We start from the raw sequence: 17,844 nt of genomic DNA, 5'->3' as shown, positions 1-17,844 counted from the left end.
CGCCGCCTTACGAGGCACCGGAGCCGTCCGCCCCGTGCCAGAGGCCCTGCACCCTGAACCACACTCCGGGACTGAACACGGACTCCACTGCCGCAGGCAGTCCGACCGGCACCCGGATGACCCTCAGAGCTCCGCTGGGGTGCAGGTCGTAGGCGTAACTGAGTTCGTTCACCACATCTTCGTAGGCGACGTCCCAGATGGTGCGGTTGGTGTAGCCGTTGGGATCACCAACCTCTACGAGCTTAATGAAGACGGACATATCACGACCATATGCACGAAACCGGCGATCGCGCGCGCTGGCCACACGCCCGGTTCCCACCGCCGTGCGTACCGCGAGGGCCACCGCCTTCCTGACGACGCCCCACACCAGCCGTTGCCGGTGCAACCGTGTCTCCTGACGCCCGATCACCCGGGCGGCTGACCTCCGCCGCCGCGGGCTCCCCCAGGCCGTCTCGTTTGGGTCACGGGATCGATGGATGGGGTGTGCCGTTGCCTGACGTCCGGCGGGTGCGGATCGATCGTCCCTTCGGGGGGGACATCCGCTCACGGCCCCGCAGTCACGGTGGCGCAGCGCGAACGCCCGGGTACTGCCCCCGCAGGACAGGTCAGCCTGCCGTCGCGGCCCTGCAGCGCCGGCACCCCGGCGGCCACGGCGCGGCCGTCCGGACGGGCCGGGTGGGCGGGGGAACCGCGCCTGCAGGGATCCGTCGCGCAGCAGATTTGCGGCAGCGGCCAGGCGCCCGCGGACAGCAGGCAGGATGCGCCGAGGGCGACGACATCGTCCTCCCCGGCGGACTCGAACATGGCGAGCGTCGACAGCGCGAACACCTCACCCAACTACTCCGGTGCCGTCTCGCGAGAGGCCGGATTCCTGACCCATGCGCCGTGCATTGCTGACCTTCCGAGAACCGCCCGCTCGTCCGCGGTGTCTCAGCCCGCCGGGTCGATTCCGACCGCGCGATTTGGTCACCGTGCACCGATGCCGATCGCATACCCGGCGCGCAGCATGGCGTTCGTCGACCGCCGAGTTGATGGCCGCGCACTCACACCGATGCCGGCCCCGGTGAGTTCATCCCGGCCCGCAACGGGTCGACCTGACCATCAACGGCAGCTACTGGGTCGGGGTCGCCGTTGGGAGCCTGGGTGATTCGTCCTGCTGAACACCGCCTGGTTCCCCGCGGACGTCGGCTGGCGGGTGGCCTTCGGCAACGGCGGCTTCCTCGGACTGGGGACCATGCTGGTCCGCCGCAACGTTCCGGAGAGATCATGACCGACCGGTCGCACAACGAGGAGATCGACGAGGTGGCGGCGACACTCGAACGGTACGGGCCACTAGGCCGGCAGGCGCTTGAACAGGCCGTCAGGGGGCGCGCCCGGGGCCCTGGCCGCTTCCGCACCGCCCTGAAGGACACGGTCGAGGAGTCCTGGGCACAGCGGCTGTGCTCCGGTGCCCATACCCCGCCGGCCCGGGCCGGCCGCTGACGGGAGGGATGTGGAAAATGTCCGACGGTACGGCCACCCGGCCCGCGGCTTTCGTCTTCGACCTGGACGGGACACTCGTCGACAGCGTCTACCAGCACGTCATCGCCTGGCAGCAGGCGTTGAGCGAGATGGGCATCGGCCTGGCGATCTGGCGGATCCACCGGAGGATCGGGATGAGCGGTGGCCTGCTCGTGCAGGCCATGATGCGCGAGACCGGCGTACGGCTGACGTCGAGGGAGGCCGATGAACTGCAGAACGCCCATCACCGCCACTTCGAAGGCTGGACGAACGCCATCCGGCCACTGCCCGGAGCCACGGAGCTTCTCCGGACGCTGACGGACTGCGGCGTCCCCTGGACGATCGCCACCAGCGCCCGCCGGGACGACGCCGCACCGATGTTCGCCAGACTCGCCGTGCCGCCTGACGTGCCGACGGTCACCCGCGAGGAAGTCAGCCACGCCAAACCCGACCCCGATCTGTTCCTGGCGGGCGCGGAGCGGCTCGGAATCCCCGCCCGCGACTGTGTCGTCGTCGGAGACAGTGTGTGGGATCTGCTGGCCGCGCGGCGGGCGGAGGCACTCGGAGTGGGGCTGCTGTCCGGAGGATACGGGCAGGACGAACTGGAGCGGGCCCAGGCGTTCCGGGTGTACGCCGACCCCCTCGACCTGCTGGGGCACATCGGCGAACTCGGCGTCCGGGACGCGCACGGCGCCTGAGCGCGACGCATCCGTCCCCGAGCGGTCCGGCGCCCGGGGACGGATGAGGATGACGGCACCGCTCAGGAGGACGGCACGGTTCCCCCGCCGGCCTCGCTGGTCTGGACACGGACCACCACGTCTGCCGCCTCTTCCAGGCTGTGGTCCAGGTTGTTGAGGAACCGCTCGTCGTCGGTGCGGATGCCCCGGAGCATGTCGGCGTCGAGGCTGTCGCCGATCTCATCGGCGACACGCTCTGCCGCGCGGGCGGCCGCCGCCGCCTTGGCCGCGACGGCGAACTCCTCCTCGATGTCCTTCAGGAGGCGTTTCGGAGTGTGGCCATCGTGCCCGGTCCGCACGGCCGACGGCAGCCCCGACATCAGCCGCCACAGCACGCGGCTGGTGCTCACGGCCTGACCGCCCAGGGTGATGAAGGCCTCGGACACCGGTCCTCGGGCGGTCAGCTGCTCCAGGCGGCGATTGAGCTCGTGGATGTGGTCATCGACCTCCTGGATGTGATCCTCCAGGGTCTGCCGGTGGTCCCTCGCGGGTTCGGCGGCCAGATCCGCCCGCAACTGGCCGGAGACCGCCTCCTCGGCATCGCGGACGTCGCGCAGCAGCGGGATGACCGCTTCGGTGACTGCCATCAGAACTCCTCACAGGGCGATGGACAAAGGCGGCCGGAGGGCTTGCCTGGGGCGCGGGAGCAGCGGGCTCACGCTCGCCGCCCCGCCCGGCCTGGGGGGCCGGAGGTCAGTCCCCCTTCTTGATCTCCACATGCCGGGCCTTCACCGGCTGGGCCTTGGGCACGGTCACCGAGAGCACGCCGTCGGACAGCGCGGCGTTCACGTCCTCGGCCCGCACGTCACCGGGCAGCACCACCCGGAACTCGAAGCGTCCGGTGCGCCGGGTCCGGTGCCGCATGACGCCTTCGCGCTCGCGCTCCTTGATCTCCCCGGAGATCGCCAGTTCCCGGTCGTTGATCTCTACGTCGATGTCCTCACTCCTGGCGCCGGGCAGGTCGAGTTCGATCACATACGCGTCGTCCGTCTCGGAGATGTCGGCCTGCGGGATCCAGGGCATCTCTGCCGGCGTGGCGCCGGGCCCCACGGTCGACTCCAGCAGCCGTCCCATCCGGCTGAACAGATCGTCAAACTCGGCGAGAGGGTTGCGTGTCCACGCGGTGACCCCGGGCTCCGCCAGGGCGCCGACTCGCTGTCGGCGTGCGGGTAGCGTCATCAGAACTCACCTCCACGAGTTACATATCCGGCATTTCGGATATTCGGTGTACCCGGCGGCAGGTTGCTTACACGCCTGCGGCCGGGAAGTCGGGCGGCGGCGCGTGTGTTCGATTCGCTGTCCATGGGGCGTTCCGGTGTCCGCATGCCGTGGGAGGCGGATCAGGACTGGTCGAGTTCGTCCTGGACCGGCGGCTTGGGGACCTCACGCAGGTGCCGCGAGTGGCCGGGGCGGCCGCCGTGCCGGGCCCGCTCCGCCCGCTGCGCCGTGCTCAGGTCCAGCTCGGATGCCGGGTCGACGCGCACCGACCTGGCCACCGCATCCCGGTTGCCGTACTCGTCCGGGGGAATGGCGCGCAGCGCCTTGACCACGTCCTCGGGCGCTTCGGCATTCTCGGCGGCCCGGACAGTTCCTCTTTGCCCGCAGGGAAGTCGACGTCCTGCAGCGCGTCCAGCACGTCCCGTACGCTTGAGGAAGAGATATCTCCTTCTCAGTTCTTGTCCCGGGGCACTTCGTACTCGTGCCCTACCTGTGCATTCCCGGCAAGACCGGCTGCTGGCGATGTCGAAGCATTCCGGGGAATCCTGTGCCCGACGCCCGAATCCAGGGGAGATCACATGCCCGGAGATATCGAACGTGCCGCCCTGCGCGCCGCGGCTCAGGCCGCCGAGCAGATCCTGGCGAACGCCGCCGAGCGGGCCAAGCAGGCAGAGCGGCAATACCCGCAGGACGCGTACGCCCAGCGCGTCGCCGAGGTCGGGATGCTCACCGGTGCGTTGAGGGTCCTGCTGGACGCGGTGCGCCCCTTTACCGAGGAAGGTGAACAGGGCGGGCAGTGACCGGCGCTTTCGGCACCGGCCGCGAGGTCCGCGTCGGCATTTCGATCGCCGTTTGGGGCGGTGCATGCACGGTACCTGGGATGGGTTGCAGGATTGGAGGCGCCATGGACAGCGACGAGTTCGTCCGGCTCGTCAGCCGGCGGGCCCACGTGCCCGAGGAGCAGGCCAGGGAGCTGACCCGGGCGACGATGCTGACGCTGGCCGAGCGGATCACCGGCGGCGAGGCCAGGCACTTGGCCGGCGTCCTGCCCGCCGAGATCGCCCCGCCCGTGGTCCCACCGGAGGATGTCGCCCAGAAATTCGGCGTTGCCGAGTTCGTCCGGCGAGTGAGTGAGCGTGCGGGCGCCGATGAGGCCGTGGCGCGCAGGGGCGTTGCGGCGGTTTTCATGACTCTGGGAGAGGCCGTCCCCGACACGGAGTTCCAGGATGTGATGTCGCAACTGCCGAACGAGTTCCAGAACATCTAGCGTCGGACATCCCGGCGCCCGAATACGGCTGCGGGCATTCCATGAGAATCGCTCGCAAGCGCTTGTCTGACGCCGACCTGGCCCGTGGGAGGCTGGAAGAAGCGGTTTGCGGCATGTGTGCTGTCCGGTGCCGCATTTGAGGGCCCGGCGGACTTGGCCGGCTTTTGGTCCGTGGCCGGCTTTTGGCCATGCTTGTCAGGTGTGATGACGGGGAGTCCATCGAATCCCAGCCAGTGCCTCGCCGACCGGGGAGCTCGTCCGGCACCAGCCGCTCAACGATCCTCACACCCGCAGACCACCGAACAAGCCAGATAAGTCAGCTTATTGGGCCCGGACTTCCGTGTCCGCACCGAGGTCATTGCCCCGGACGAGGATGTGGCCCCTGGACGCGTGGTTCGCAGGAACAGCGCCGCCTGCCCGGCGGAGTTCCCGCCGCCGACCACGGCCACCGGATCCGCCCGGCAGAGACTGGCCTCGTGGACCGTCGCCGCGTAGTAGACGCTGATGCCCTCCAGGCGGTCGATGCACCGTGAGCCTGCGGGTAGCACACGCCCGAGCCGAGCAATACGGTGCCCGCCCGGATCCGGGACCCGTCTGTGAAGGTGACCTCGTACTCGTCGTCCTGCGCGGTGAGCCCGCTGACCTGGGCCGGCACCATGAGGTGGGCACCGAACTTGTTCTCGTCGGCCTGCCCGCCTACCGGAGTCTCCAGCGGATTGCGGGCCCAACCGGGGCGCCGCTCCGTTGTTCCGCCACTACGCTGGCTCCGCAGGGGCATGGCCGTCACCCTTCATCTCCGTCTTCTCATGGGTTCGTGGCAGGCCGCCTTCTTCACCCGGCGCGGCGGACCGGCCGGGTGAAGGTGCCTGCTTCGGTAGAGGAGCTCACGGTTCGCACCTGGGAACATGCAGTTCTGTTCTGTGCTTCCGGGGGGCTTCCGCGGTGGTCCATCGTGTTCACCCTCCGGCAGTGGTTTGCCGGCCGCCATCGCCTGCTCGACCCACGAACGCAGGACGTGCGCGGGTGCCGCGCCGGCCTTGCCGGCGAGCGTCTCGCCCTGGTCCAAACGACGAGGAGGGTCGGCACGGCCTGCACCTCGAAGCCGCCGACCGACCCGTGGATTTGATCGACCTTGACGGGTTTGGTCCGTCCACGTCCGGTGAGTCAGGAATGCACAGGTCCGGTCGCCCCACGAGTACGAGAGAAAGGATGCACACATCTCGGGTAAGCCGGCTCGTGAGCGGGTACGCGATATGCCGCTCGGTTCTCTGAAGGCTTCGAGGGACGGAGTGGTCCCATGGTGGGCAGTCGGGCGCACAGCCTGTACCACCGCGGCTCCGACCGGGAAGGCCGCCTTCCGCAGGGGAGCGCCGGGCGGTCTCCCACGGCCGCGCGCAGAGGGTCCCGCCCACCCGCTCGCACCCCGGCCCATCATGCCCTCCGCGACCTGATGGTGCTCTCCCGCGCCCTGTTCGACTCCCCGGACGAAGGCGAAATCCTGCGCCTGGCCATGGACCACATAGACGCCGCGGGTCCATATCGCGCCGAGGCCGGATACCTCAAGGTGGACGGCGACCTGGTCCCCAGCCCGAGGAACGGGCAGACGCACGCCCTGGCCGTGGGCCGGAGGGTGCTGGAGCTGGCCGGGCAGGACGGCCCTGTGACCGTACCCGGAAGACCCTGGGGCCGGGCCCTGGGGTTGCGCGGGCTTGAGGGACTCCACGGCTACCTCGTGGTGACATCCCCCTCCCGGCCCACCGCGGTCGAGCGATCCCTGCTCGCCACGCTCGTCCGGCACACCGCCGCTGCACTGTCGGTCGCTTTCGCGCACCGCCGCCAACGCGAGGACGCGCTGGAGCTGCGCCGGCTGAGGGAGGAACGCACCGCCCTCCAGCGGCAGCTGATCTCCGTAAGGGCGGAGCTGGGGTACCAGCGAGCGGTTCACGCGCTCATGGCCGACGTCGCTGCCTCGGGCGGCGGCGAGGAAGCCATCACCCGCGCACTGCACGGGCTCACTGGACTTCCTGCGCTGGTCGAGGACCGCTTCGGTCGACTGAGGTCCTGGACCGGCCCCAGCCGCCCCATCCCCTATCCCGAACCGGACCCAGTGCGCCAGGACGAAATGCTGCACGCCATCGCCCGTCAGGCCGGGCCGGTACGGATAAGGGACCGGCTGATCACCCTGATCCGCCCGCACGGCGAGATCCTGGGCGTGCTGGCCCTGGTCGATACCCGGGACGAGGCCGACGAGCACACCGTGCTCGCGCTGGAACACGCTGCCGCCTCACTCGCCCCGGAGCTTACGCACCTGCGCAATCTGGCCGAAGTGGAGCTGAGGCTGCACCGCGAGCTGGTAGACGACCTCTTGGCGGGGACGGACGAGGCGAGCGCCTACGCCCGGTCCGAGGCAGTCGGACACGACCTGCACCGCAGCCACTACGTCGTCGTGGTGCAGTGGTCGAACCGGACCGCCGACGATTCCTTCGCACAGACCGTGGGGCGGGCGGCCTCTGCCGTGGGCATGCGCTCGCTGCTGACCCGACGCTCCGACCACGTCGTCCTGATCACCGACGACAGGCCGCACGCCCGCGCGCTGTACGAGGCGCTCGCCCGGGAGGCCGGGACACGGTCCGGAACGATCGGGGTGAGCGACCCTTGCAACTCCCTGGACGACATCCCCCACGGCTACCAGGAGGCGCAGCGCGCCCTGGAAGTGCGCCGCCACTCCCGCGAGCGCTACGGCACGGCGTTCTTCGACGAGCTCGGCCTCTACCGCATCCTGGGACCCGGCAACGACTACCGGGAACTGGAGACGTTCGTCCACGAGTGGCTCGGGCAGCTCATCGCCTACGACTCCCAACACCACGCGGCCATGGTGGAGACCCTGTCCCGGTACTTCGACTGCGGCGGCAACTACGACGAGACCGCAGAATCCCTCGCGATCCACCGCAGCACGCTGCGCTATCGGCTCCAGCGCATCCGCGACATCAGCGGCAACGACCTCGCGAACGTCGAGGACCGGCTCAACCTCCAGGTGGCGACCCGAGTGTGGAAGATCGTGCTGGGCGGGCCCGGCTGACGCCTCGCTGGAACTCCTGTGGGAGTGGTGTCAGCAGTGCTGCAGTGGGTGGGCCGGGCGGCGGAGGAGCATCTGGGCCGCCCTGCGGATGCCGGGACGGCCGGCGACGTGGGTTTCGAGCAGCCGGGTGCCGGCTGCGGAGTCCTGGATACCGGCCGCGGTGACCTGCACCGCCAGGAGGAGGCCGATAGGTCGGTCACGACGCGTCGCTTGCGGCCCACGATCTTCTTACCCGCATCTGTGCTCTGGCCGGCGGAGGAACGCTGGTGGAGGTCTCCAAGTCCGTGCTCGGGCGGTAGGCGGAGGTCCAGGCGTGGCCGCGGCGCTCGAAGCCCCAGGCTGCAAGAACCGGACGCCTCCAGCGCCGCCCACGCCGCGCGTACGGCCAGCCGGTCAGGTCGTCGCCTCGGTGGGCCAGGTCGAAGGCCACGAAGTGCGCCGGCCACTCCCGCGATGCCTGGGGGGAGTCGTCCCGCGTCCGGCGAGCCGCTGCCGTAGCCGCTCGAACGCAGCCTGTCCTGCTCCCACCCCCCAGCTCGCCATGGAGAGCGTGGTCGACCGGCTCGTAGGTCAGCCCAGCACTTCTTCGATCGGGGCGTCGGCGTCCACGTAGCGCACGAGCTTGCGGTTCGCGAATTCCACGATGCCCACGTCGCCGAGTTCGCGCCCGTAGCCGGAGCGCTTGATGCCGCCGAAGGGCAGCTCCGGTCGGGACGCGGTCGGGTGGTTGATCCATACCATGCCCGCCTCCAGCCGGTCCGCGACTCCGCGAGCACGTTCCGGGTCGGCGGCGAAGACCGCGCCACCCAGGCCGTAGGGGGAAGTGTTGGCCAGTGCCACGGCCTCGTCCTCGTCGGCGACCCGGTAGACCGTGGCGACGGGGCCGAAGAGCTCTTCCCGGTAGGCCCGCATGTCCGGTGTGACGTCGGTGAGGATGGTCGGCTCGACGAAGGCGCCCGGCAGGTCGGGCCGCCCCCCGCCCAGCACCACCGTGGCTCCCTTGTCCACCGCGTCACGGACCTGCTCCATCAGGAGTTCGGCGGCGGCCTCGGAGGACAGCGGGCCGAGCGTGGTGGCGGGGTCGGCCGGATCTCCCGGTCGGGCCTCGCTCATCCGGTCACGCAGCCCGGCGAGGAAGGCGTCGTAGACATCGGCGAGGGCGATGAAGCGCTTGGCCGCCACGCAGCACTGCCCGGTGTTGCCCATCCGGCCGAGGAACGCGGCGTACACGGTGCGCTCGAGGTTGTGATCGTCCAGCACGACGAAGGGATCACTGCCACCCAGCTCGAGGACGGACTTCTTGACATTGCGGCCGGCGATCTCGCCCAGGCTCATGCCAGCCCGCTCGCTTCCGGTCAGTGACGCTCCCTGCACGCGGGAGTCATCGATGATCTTCCCGACGTCCCTGCCCCGCACGAGAAGATTGGTGTAGACCCCTGTCGGCACACCCGCATCCGCGAACAGCTGTTCGATTGCCAGTGCGGACTGGGGGCAGCTACTCGCGTGCTTGAGCAGGATCGTGTTGCCGAGGACGAGGTTCGGACCCGCGAATCGGACCACCTGATACAGCGGGAAGTTCCAGGGCATCACACCGAGCAGGACGCCGAGCGGCTCGTTCACCAGCACGGCCGTGCCCTCGGGCACCGGCAGGGGTCGCTCTTCCAGCAGTTCGGGGCCGTGCTCGCCGTAGTAGGAGAGGATGTCGGACGCGAGGTCGACCTCCGCACGGCTCGAGTTGATCAGCTTGCCGACCTCAAGGGTCAGGAGGTGCGCCAGTTCCTCCTTGCGCTCCCTCATGAGCCGGCCGGCGCGTTGCACGATGGCCCCCCGGTCGGCCGTCGACCGGGCACGCCAGTCTGGAAAGCTACAGTGCGCCGCGTCGATCGCGCGCCCTACCTCCTCCGCGCTCAGCGCCGGGAACTCACGAACCCTTTCACCGGTGTACGGGTTGACCGTGGCGATGGGGCTTCCCTGGGCAGTGACATGGGCGTCCATGACGCCTCCCTGGAGTCGGGGTACCTCGGGTTTCCACGTCCCGACGCGCTCACACGTGCTGATTCGTGCCATACCACGGCAAGCTGTGGCACCCGGGTCCTCTGTGGTTCACGTCGAATGCGCAGAGTCGCCGCCCGAGTTCGGCTACGTCGGCGCTCTCATGACGTGGCTCTTCGCCTGTGTGCGATACGACGAGCTCGACCTGGCCGGCGAGGCCCCGCACACCACGGTGCTCGGAGGCGTCAAGCGGTGGGTGGTCGTGGTCACCGCCGTCCGTGGGCGGGCGCGGGCCGGGTGGGCGTGGCAGGCTTGCAGGGGATCCGCGCCGTTCGTCGCAACACAGCAGCGAAGGAGGACGACGCATGGATGAGCAGGAATTCGTCCGTACCGTGGCCGAGCGCACCGGACTGAGCCGGCAGGAGGCGGCGGACCTGACCTGGGCCACGCTCGAGACGCTGGCCCACAGGCTGAGCCCGGGCGAGGCCAGGGACCTGATCACCGAGCTCCCCGAGGGCCTCGCGGAGGCGGTGCGCCGGGGAACCACGGACCGCATCGAGCGCTTCGGCCACCACGACAGCGTGCGGCGCGTCGCCGAACGCACCATGCTCAAGGAGGAGGAAGCCGACCGGGGTGTGCGGACCGTACTGGCCGTGCTCCGCGAGGCGATCAGCGAGAAGGAGTTCAACGACCTGATGTCGCAGCTCGGAAAGGACTTCTCCCAGGCCCTCTAATCCTCCGGGTGACCCCGGGGCCTTCGACACGGCGCCCGTGTCACGGCGCCAGCGGCCCGGACGCTGCGTGTGTGTCGGGGCGCGGTGGGTGACACCCCGCGGATCGCCGGTCCCTCGCGGCCGCCATGGCGCGAGGCGCACAGGAAGGTGGGGTCATGACGGCTGACGTGCCCGAGACCTCCCCCGGCAGATCCGTGCGCGTCGTACTGGTGGCCGACCCCGGTCTGCCGTCGGAGATCGCCCGGGCTCTCGCCCCCCGGTTGCCCGACCATCTCCGCCGGGCAGTCCGTGCTCGGGTCGGATGGCAGGTCGACACGATGACCGCCCCGCTCAGCGTGGGCGAGCAGGCCGACGTCTCCGACATCGCCGAGGCCGTCAGAAACCACCTGGACGGTGCCGAATGGGACGTGGCGATCTTTCTCACCGACCTTCCGCGGCGGGCCCGGCTCTACCCGATCAGCGTCGAGGTCGACACCGCGCTCCGTGCCGCGCTCATCTCCCTTCCCGCCCTTGGGGTCCGCCGCCTTCGGCGCCGGGTGCGGCAGGCCGTCGTGGATGTCGTCCGGGAGCTGGTCGCGCACGAGGAGACGCCCCGGCACCCGGAGGTGATCGGCCGCCCGCCGCGCGAACCGGTACCGGACACCCGTCCCGGCCCCGAGCAGCCCCGGCGCTACATCGTGCCCGGCCTGCGCGGCCACGCCCGACTCGTCGCCGGCATGGTGTACGCCAACCGCCCCTGGCGGCTGTTCGGCTCCCTCTCCCGGGCCCTGGCGGGCGTGTTCGCCACGGCTACGGTCCTGTTCATCAACAGCGCCACCTGGAACCTCGCCACCGCACTCGGCGCCGTGCAGCATGCCGTCATCACCGCTGTGTCCGCCGTCGCTCTCACCCTGTGGATCATCGTCGACCACCAGCTCTGGGAGCGCGGCACCCACCTGCCTGCACAGCACCACCCCCTGTACCCCTACAACCTGGTCACCCTGGTCACCATCGCGCTCGCCGTGGTGGTGCTGGCCACGGCCCTGTTCGCGACTCTGGTCGCCGTCTCCTTCCTGCTGCTGGACGCGTCCGTCCTGCGCAAGTTCATCGGACGACAGGTCGACGTCGGCGACTACCTCTTCCTGGCCTGGTTCATCACTGCCATCGCGATGATCGGCGGGGCCTTCGGCACCAGCCTCGAAGGGGACGAGAAGGTGTCCGACGCCGCCTATGGACGACGGCAGCGTGAGCGTCAGCGGATGCTGCGGCAGATGTCGCGGCCGGCGCGAGGCGGACGCAGGGAGCCGGACACCACCGACGGATGACGTCCGGGCCGTGGCCCGGGCGTCACAGGGCGATGACGTGGAGGTCGACCAGGTCGAGCAGCGCCCGCAGGGCCGAGTTGGGCCGCCGGGTCGACGACGTGCCGAGATGCATGGTCCAGCGCAGCATGGTGCCGTGGACGTCCAGGACGTCCAGGACGTGCAGGCCGGGGGTGCGGGCAACGGCGAACGCGGGCAGGAAGGCGATGCCCAGACCGTGCCGGACCAGTGCCGCGCCCATGTCGATGTCGGGCACTTCCAGTGCCACGCGGCGTACGACGCCCGCCGCCGCGAACGCCCGGTCGACCACCTCGCGGTTGCCGTAGCCCGGCGGGAAGTCCACGAAGGGCTCTCCCGCGAGGTCCGCAAGTGCCACCTCCCCCCGCTGCGCGAGCGGATGGGCGGCGCTCGCCACCAGGACGAGCGGCACGGTGGCCAGCTCCCGTGCATCGATCCCGGCGGGCTTGCGCTCGGGCAGCGACAGGAAGGCCACGTCCAGGTCCCCGCTGAGCAGCGCGTGCGCCAGGCCCGCCGAGCCGGTCGTCGCCAGCCGCAGCCGGACGTCGATCGCCGGATGCCGCGCGTGCAACTGCCCGAGGAGCGCAGGCAGGTCCACCACCTCGACCGAGGCCATGGCGCCCACGTTCACCGTGCCGCGCAGCGTGTCCTGTGCGGCACGCACGGCGTCCTGGGCCGCCTGGGCGGCGTGCAGGGTGGCCCGAGCCTCCGGCAGCAGCGCCGCGCCCGCCCCGGTGAGCCGGACCTGCTGCGACGTGCGCTCGAACAGCGCGCAGCCGAGCTCACGCTCCAGGGAGCGGATCGCGGCGGACACCCCGGACTGCACCACGTGCAGCCGACGGGCGGCACGCGTGAAACTCAGCTCCTCGGCGACCGCGATGAAGTGCTCCAGCTGACGTAGCTCCACACGAGAAGTATCACTCGCATTGCTCGATCCCAGCAAAAACATTCGTTGGCATTGATCCTCGCTGGTGAGGAGGATGGAAAGCGCCACCCAATTCCACCCGAGGAGGGGTACCCCTGCCTGCCGTTCCGACGCCGCTGAGCCGTCCCACAGCCGACGCTCCCGGCGACCCGACCCACCGGATCCCAGCACCCGCTCCCGCCGACCTGCCAACCCTCTCCCCCGCCCGGCGCAGTGCACCGCACGCGACCGGCTTTTGGATCGTGGCGGTGGCCTTCACCGTGCTGATGGCCTTCGGCACCGCGCCGACCCCGCTGTGGCCGCTGTACGAGGCCCGGGACCACTTCGGCGCGACCACGGTCACGGTGGCGTACGCCTCGATGGTCGTCGGTGCAGCAGCCGCCTTCCTCGGACTGGGACACCTGTCGGACCGGCTCGGCCGGCGGCGCATCATCGTCCCGGCGCTGCTGGTCGGCATCGTCGCGTCGGTCGTACTGATCGCGTGGCGGGACCTGCCGGGGCTGATCGCGGGCAGGATCCTGAACGGTGTCGGACTGGGGCTGATGGCCTCGACCGCGACGACGTACCTGCACGACCTCCACCACGAGGCCCGTCCGGAACGGACGGGTTCGGCGCTGCCCGGCATCGTGGCCACCGCCGCCAACCTCGGCGGCCTGGCCTCGGGGCCCCTGGTCGCCGGAGCCGCCGCCGAGTGGCTTCCCGCGCCCCTGATCACCACCCAGGCGATCTTCACGCTCGCCATGGCAGTGTGCCTGGCGCTGGTACTGTCCACCCCGGAGACCGTGGACCTGGAGCTGCCCGTGGCCGAACCGCCCCGCAGGTTCGTCCTGCGCCCCGGCGGCCGGCGGACGTTCGGCGCGGCCGGCGCGCTGGGCGCCTTCGCCTTCGCGATCCTCGGCCTGATCTCCTCCCTGGGGGCGAGCGTGCTCCACGGCACCCTGCACACCGACTCGCACCTCGTGGTCGGCCTGGCGGCCTTCCTCATGTTCGGTTCCGCGGCGGCCGCCCAGCTGGTGCTGGGACGCCTCCCGCTGCCCCGGGTCCTGACCGTGGGAGCAGTGGTCTTCCCGGTCGGCCTGGTCCTGTGCGCCGCTGCCCTCTACCACCCGGCGCTCTGGCTCTACCTGGTCGCCGTGTCCCTGTCGGGAGCCGGCTCCGGGCTGCTGTTCAAGGGAGGCGTCGAACGTGCCGTTTCAGTGGCCGAGCCCGCCTCACGCGCGGGAGTCCTCGCCGTGTTCTTCGTCGTCGCCTACCTCGGAATGGGCCTGCCGTCCGTCCTGTTCAGCATCGCCCTGCGGCACTTCGCCGTGCAGACCGCGATGATCGGCTTCGCGGCGGTCCTCTCCTGCGGCGCCGTTGTGTCGGTCGCCGTCGCGTTGCGCGATCGCGCACCCCGTCCCGGCGAGCTCTCGGCGCAGTCCGCTGGCCCCTCCTGACCTCCCTGCGGCGCATGCGACACGGGTGTCTGGGAGGCGCGGACCTGGGCACTCGGTGCGGGTGCGCGTGACACGGATCCGCGGCAGACAGGAGGCTCGAGATGTCTGCGGAATCGGCCAGAACGATCGCGCTCCCCTCCGGTGAGGAGGTCGCGGCGCTCGGGCAGGGCACATGGTACCTGGGCGAGGACCCGACCCGGCGTGAACAGGAGATCGCCGCGCTGAGGCTGGGCGTGGACCTGGGCATGACCGTCGTCGACACGGCGGAGATGTACGGCGACGGCGCAGCCGAGGAGCTCGTCGGGGAGGCCCTCCGGGGACGCCGGGAGGAGGTCTTCCTCGTCAGCAAGGTGCTGCCCGGCCACGCCGACCGGAAAGGCACCGTCGCCGCCTGCGAGGGCAGCCTGCGGCGGCTCCGTGCGGAACGGCTGGACCTCTATCTGCTGCACTGGCGGGGACGGTGGCCACTCGAGGAGACCCTTGCGGGATTCACCGACCTGATGGAGGCGGAGAAGATCCGGTACTGGGGCGTGAGCAATCTGGACGTCGCCGACATGGTCGAGCTGACGACCCTCCCCGGCGGCGACGCCGTGGCCGTCGACCAGGTGCTGTACAACCTCTCCCGGCGCGGCATCGAGTGGGATCTGCTCCCCTGGTGCCGCGAGGCCGAGGTGACGGTCATGGCCTACTCCCCGATCGAGCAGGGGCGGCTCCTGAAGGTCGAGGCACTGGGTGCCGTGGCCCGGGCCCTCGGAGCCACGCCGACCCAGGTGGCACTCGCCTGGGTGCTGGAACAGGGGGTGGTCGCGATCCCGCGTTCCGGATCGCCCGACCACGTTCGGGAGAACCGCGGCGCGGTCGACCTCCACCTTCCCACCGAGGCGCTCGACGCCCTCGACGAGGCGTTCCCGCCGCCCAGCGGGCCCAGGCCCCTGGAGATGCTCTGAAGGAGTTGAGAGGATGGCGCGCCCCCCGCTCGTCGTCGGAATGGGGGGTTCGCTGCGCACCCCGTCGACCAGCCTCACCGCACTGTGTGCGGCGGTCGAGGGAGCCGCCGAGGCGGGCGCCGACACCCAGGTGATCGACCTCAAGCGGCTGGATCTTCCGTTCTACACGTCCGAGCAGGGGATCCCCCCGTCCGCCCGCCGGCTTGCGCACACCGTTCAGGCCGCCGACGCCCTGCTGTGGAGCAGCCCGACGTACCACGGGTCGGTCAGCGGCGCGTTCAAGAACGCGGTGGACTGGCTCGCCCTCCTGGGCGACCGCGACCCGCCCTACCTGAGCAACAAACCCGTGGGGATGCTGACGACCGCCGGTGGAGTGCAGGGCCTGCAGGCGATCAACGCGATGGAGTTCATCGTCCGGTCGCTGCGCGGCTGGGCCGTGCCGCTGGTGTTCGCGGTCCCGCGGTCCTCCCGGGTCTTCGACGGCGACGGACGCCTCACCGACCAGGCGGTCGCGGACCAATTGCGCGGCCTCGGCGCGGAGGTGACCAGGGCGGCCCTGCAGTTCCGCGCGGAGGGCACGTGCGACTACGCGCAGGAGCGGCCGTCCGGGGCCGTCCGGGACTGAGCCCGGCCCTGTCACGCAGGGGGCGCCGGGGTCGTGCTTCCTGAGGGCCCGGTCCGCTCCACGGGCCGCCGGTGCTCGCCGCGCGCCCCGGAGCGCCCGGGCGGGAAGTGCGGCAGCACGTGCTCGGCCAGTTCGTCGATCACTTCGGCGACCGGGCGGCGGCTGTGCTTGAAGTTGATCATCAGCTGGTCGATGCCGATGTCCTGCCAGGCCCGCATCATCGCCAGGAACGACACCCGGCCCACCGAGAAGCCCTGGTGGATGCGCCGGGGCAGGGCCAGCGGGTCCTCGGTCAGATCCAGATAGGTGGCCTGCGCGTACGGCTTGAACCCACCGCCGTCGCCGCGGGTCAGCTCCCGCCACCGCTCGATGTTCTCGGCCTGCTGCTGGATCGGCGGGGTGTAGTACAGCCAGCCGTCCGTGTTGTCGGCGATCCACCGGACGTCCTGCCTGCCGCGTCCCGTCATCAGTACGGGGATCCGCCGGTACACCGGCTTGGGCAGCAGATCGGTGCCGAGCATCCGGCCGAGCGGCGACTCCACGTGCGGGAAACGGTGCTCGAGGACGACACGGAAGTACTCCAGCGACTGCCGGAACCTCTCGGCCCGGCCTCCCAGGTCCTGACCGAAGGCAGGGAACTCCACGGGCCTGTCACCGGTGGCCACCCCGAGCAGGAGCCGTCCCCCTGACAGCTGGTCCACAGAGGCGGCCGCCTTGGCGGTGTGCAATGGATGCCGCAGCGGCATGACGATGCTGGCGGTCCCCAGTGTGATCGAGGTGGTGCGGGCGGTGAGCTGCCCCAGGTACACCCACGGGTCGAAGACCTGCCCGGCGTCCCCGAAGCTCGGGTCCAGCAGCGGCACGTCACGGACCCACACCGAGGCGAAGCCGGCCCGCTCGGCCTGCTGGATCCGCTCGATGTGCCCGGCCAGGGACGGTACGGGCCCGTCGAAGCCCTCCAGGGGCGTGATGGCGCCCACGGTCATCCTGCCGCCGGGGTACGCCCTGGCCATGGCCGCGTGCTCGGAGAACGGCCGCTGCGCCCCGCCTTCGACGTCCACGGGTGCGCCGGCTGAGGGAACTGTCGGTTGTGTCATGCGATCCTCCGATGATTTCACGCAGTGTCCGGGTCCGCATCGGACACGTGCTGAGGTTGCGCAACCGGAGGCCCTCGCGCATCCCCTCGCCGACGTAGCGCCGACGTTCCCACAGGAATTCGCTCTGTGCGCCGTGTGTCGGGACGAGGGAGACGAGCGTGGTGCTGCAGGGGTCCTGGGGAAGCACGGTGTGGGGGTGCGGCCGGTGGCCGTCCACCCGGATCTGCCAGTCGGAGATGACCCGCACGTCGCGGAAGAACAGCCCCTGCGGCACCTCGGCCTCCATGTCGCCCGAGGTGCCCGAGACGCAGAACGTCCGCCCCTCGACCGGTGTGACGGTGGCCGCCGTGAGTACGGCCGGTTCCGTCTCCTCGATGATGGCGCCGACCTCGTCGGTCATGGCTCCTTCTAGCCCGGGGCGCCGACGAGAGCCTCGAAGTCCCGGGGCAGCTGGGCCATTACGTGTCGGAACTCGCCATCACTGACCGCGTCCCTCAGGGTGCTCAGCTCCGCCCGTACGCCCTCGCGGGCCTCGTCCGGGGCCACCCCTGCTCGCCTGCTCACCCGATTGATGAACTCGTCGAGTCCGAAGGGCTCGGCCTCCGGAGTGGGAGAGACCAGCGGTTCCTTCAACGGCTTGGGCAGTTCGGACGCGAGGTCCTCCGCCTCGCCCCTGGTGAGCCGCTCGGCCAGGGTTTCCAGGGTGGCGCGGGTGAGGGGCTCCGCCTTCTCCGGGGGGACAGGGGCGCGCCGGGTGATGGTGTCGAGGAAGGTGCGGTAGTCCATGAGCCCTCCTTTTTCTGAAGCTTTGCAACTGCCCGGCGTGGGACCTGAGACAGCCACCGAAGGGTGCGTATGGGGGGTGTGGGTTGACGTGCGTCATGGTGCATGCGCCTCAGCAGAGGCCGAGTGCAGTCCGGCATTTCCATGCTCCGGATGTGGGCCACACCCTGCCTGCTCCCGGCGGG

The 17,844-nt window shown here is 70.5% G+C and carries 19 protein-coding genes and 1 pseudogene; 10 read left to right on the top strand and 10 right to left on the bottom strand.

From position 1 onward, the window contains the following. Nucleotides 1–7: 7 nt before the first annotated feature. Entirely contained in the window at nt 8–259 is a 252-nt protein-coding gene (locus ACF1A5_RS05890) for a hypothetical protein (RefSeq protein ID WP_392191579.1), read from the bottom strand. Nucleotides 260–1,266: 1,007 nt separating this feature from the next. Between ACF1A5_RS05890 and ACF1A5_RS05885 the strand changes: the two genes are divergently transcribed. Next, nucleotides 1,267–1,482, top strand: coding sequence for a hypothetical protein (locus ACF1A5_RS05885; RefSeq protein WP_392191578.1), 216 nt, complete (start codon nt 1,267–1,269; stop codon nt 1,480–1,482). Between the two features lie 17 nt (nt 1,483–1,499). Then, nucleotides 1,500–2,198 (top strand): HAD family hydrolase, encoded by a 699-nt coding sequence (locus ACF1A5_RS05880; protein ID WP_392191577.1) that lies wholly within the window; start codon nt 1,500–1,502, stop codon nt 2,196–2,198. Between the two features lie 62 nt (nt 2,199–2,260). Here ACF1A5_RS05880 and ACF1A5_RS05875 read toward each other — a convergent pair whose 3' ends face one another. The 3 genes from ACF1A5_RS05875 to ACF1A5_RS05865 all read right to left on the bottom strand — a co-directional run bounded on the left by ACF1A5_RS05875 (nt 2,261) and on the right by ACF1A5_RS05865 (nt 3,787). Further along, nucleotides 2,261–2,824 (bottom strand): hypothetical protein, encoded by a 564-nt coding sequence (locus tag ACF1A5_RS05875; RefSeq protein ID WP_392191576.1) that lies wholly within the window; start codon nt 2,822–2,824, stop codon nt 2,261–2,263. 106 nt (nt 2,825–2,930) lie between these two features. After that, nucleotides 2,931–3,416 (bottom strand): Hsp20/alpha crystallin family protein, encoded by a 486-nt coding sequence (locus ACF1A5_RS05870; RefSeq protein ID WP_392191575.1) that lies wholly within the window; start codon nt 3,414–3,416, stop codon nt 2,931–2,933. Nucleotides 3,417–3,577: 161 nt separating this feature from the next. Continuing rightward, on the bottom strand, nt 3,578–3,787 hold the full coding sequence (locus tag ACF1A5_RS05865; protein ID WP_392191574.1) for a hypothetical protein: 210 nt from the start codon (nt 3,785–3,787) through the stop codon (nt 3,578–3,580). A 246-nt stretch (nt 3,788–4,033) separates the two neighbouring features. Here ACF1A5_RS05865 and ACF1A5_RS05860 point away from each other — a divergent pair, with 246 nt between their 5' ends. From ACF1A5_RS05860 to ACF1A5_RS05850, 3 genes are all read left to right on the top strand, one after another. Then, nucleotides 4,034–4,255: a hypothetical protein gene (locus ACF1A5_RS05860; protein WP_392191573.1), complete on the top strand. Its 222-nt coding sequence runs from the start codon at nt 4,034–4,036 to the stop codon at nt 4,253–4,255. A 104-nt stretch (nt 4,256–4,359) separates the two neighbouring features. Beyond that, nucleotides 4,360–4,722 (top strand): DUF2267 domain-containing protein, encoded by a 363-nt coding sequence (locus ACF1A5_RS05855; protein WP_392191572.1) that lies wholly within the window; start codon nt 4,360–4,362, stop codon nt 4,720–4,722. A gap of 1,297 nt (nt 4,723–6,019) precedes the next feature. Next, complete coding sequence (locus ACF1A5_RS05850; protein WP_392191571.1) at nt 6,020–7,801, top strand: PucR family transcriptional regulator; 1,782 nt, start codon at nt 6,020–6,022, stop codon at nt 7,799–7,801. Between the two features lie 30 nt (nt 7,802–7,831). Here ACF1A5_RS05850 and ACF1A5_RS05845 read toward each other — a convergent pair whose 3' ends face one another. Together ACF1A5_RS05845 and ACF1A5_RS05840 are read right to left on the bottom strand one after the other, a co-directional pair. Then, entirely contained in the window at nt 7,832–7,972 is a 141-nt protein-coding gene (locus ACF1A5_RS05845) for a hypothetical protein (protein WP_392191570.1), read from the bottom strand. A gap of 399 nt (nt 7,973–8,371) precedes the next feature. Then, complete coding sequence (locus ACF1A5_RS05840; protein ID WP_392191569.1) at nt 8,372–9,796, bottom strand: NAD-dependent succinate-semialdehyde dehydrogenase; 1,425 nt, start codon at nt 9,794–9,796, stop codon at nt 8,372–8,374. A 362-nt stretch (nt 9,797–10,158) separates the two neighbouring features. Here ACF1A5_RS05840 and ACF1A5_RS05835 point away from each other — a divergent pair, with 362 nt between their 5' ends. Both ACF1A5_RS05835 and ACF1A5_RS05830 read left to right on the top strand, forming a co-directional pair. Then, a complete protein-coding gene (locus tag ACF1A5_RS05835; protein ID WP_392191568.1) occupies nt 10,159–10,527 on the top strand; it encodes a DUF2267 domain-containing protein in 369 nt (122 codons plus the stop codon). Between the two features lie 155 nt (nt 10,528–10,682). Continuing rightward, nucleotides 10,683–11,831 (top strand): hypothetical protein, encoded by a 1,149-nt coding sequence (locus ACF1A5_RS05830; RefSeq protein WP_392191567.1) that lies wholly within the window; start codon nt 10,683–10,685, stop codon nt 11,829–11,831. A 22-nt stretch (nt 11,832–11,853) separates the two neighbouring features. Here the strand turns inward: ACF1A5_RS05830 and ACF1A5_RS05825 are convergent, their stop codons facing one another. Next, on the bottom strand, nt 11,854–12,753 hold the full coding sequence (locus ACF1A5_RS05825; RefSeq protein ID WP_392191566.1) for a LysR family transcriptional regulator: 900 nt from the start codon (nt 12,751–12,753) through the stop codon (nt 11,854–11,856). Nucleotides 12,754–13,019: 266 nt separating this feature from the next. Between ACF1A5_RS05825 and ACF1A5_RS05820 the strand changes: the two genes are divergently transcribed. From ACF1A5_RS05820 to ACF1A5_RS05810, 3 genes are all read left to right on the top strand, one after another. After that, the gene (locus tag ACF1A5_RS05820) at nt 13,020–14,207 is read left to right on the top strand and encodes an MFS transporter (RefSeq protein ID WP_392191565.1); all 1,188 of its coding nucleotides are present in this window, start codon (nt 13,020–13,022) and stop codon (nt 14,205–14,207) included. A gap of 101 nt (nt 14,208–14,308) precedes the next feature. Continuing rightward, the gene (locus ACF1A5_RS05815; RefSeq protein ID WP_392191564.1) at nt 14,309–15,154 is read left to right on the top strand and encodes an aldo/keto reductase; all 846 of its coding nucleotides are present in this window, start codon (nt 14,309–14,311) and stop codon (nt 15,152–15,154) included. Nucleotides 15,155–15,167: 13 nt separating this feature from the next. Then, nucleotides 15,168–15,779 carry an NADPH-dependent FMN reductase gene (locus ACF1A5_RS05810; protein WP_392191563.1) on the top strand — a complete coding sequence of 204 codons (612 nt, stop codon included), beginning with the start codon at nt 15,168–15,170 and terminating at the stop codon, nt 15,777–15,779. Nucleotides 15,780–15,790: 11 nt separating this feature from the next. Here ACF1A5_RS05810 and ACF1A5_RS05805 read toward each other — a convergent pair whose 3' ends face one another. The 3 genes and pseudogenes from ACF1A5_RS05805 to ACF1A5_RS05795 all read right to left on the bottom strand — a co-directional run bounded on the left by ACF1A5_RS05805 (nt 15,791) and on the right by ACF1A5_RS05795 (nt 17,662). Beyond that, a complete protein-coding gene (locus ACF1A5_RS05805; protein WP_392191562.1) occupies nt 15,791–16,876 on the bottom strand; it encodes an LLM class oxidoreductase in 1,086 nt (361 codons plus the stop codon). 43 nt (nt 16,877–16,919) lie between these two features. Beyond that, nucleotides 16,920–17,276 (bottom strand): annotated as a pseudogene (locus ACF1A5_RS05800) (glycogen debranching N-terminal domain-containing protein); the annotation flags it as partial. Between the two features lie 8 nt (nt 17,277–17,284). Next, nucleotides 17,285–17,662: a DUF2267 domain-containing protein gene (locus tag ACF1A5_RS05795; RefSeq protein ID WP_392191561.1), complete on the bottom strand. Its 378-nt coding sequence runs from the start codon at nt 17,660–17,662 to the stop codon at nt 17,285–17,287. Between the last annotated feature and the right edge of the window lie 182 nt (nt 17,663–17,844).

The organism is Streptomyces sp. NPDC014864 (assembly GCF_043081525.1).
GTDB lineage: Bacteria > Actinomycetota > Actinomycetes > Streptomycetales > Streptomycetaceae > Streptomyces.
Note: the sequence above shows the minus strand (reverse complement) of the source record. Positions and strands in the feature narration are given on the sequence as shown.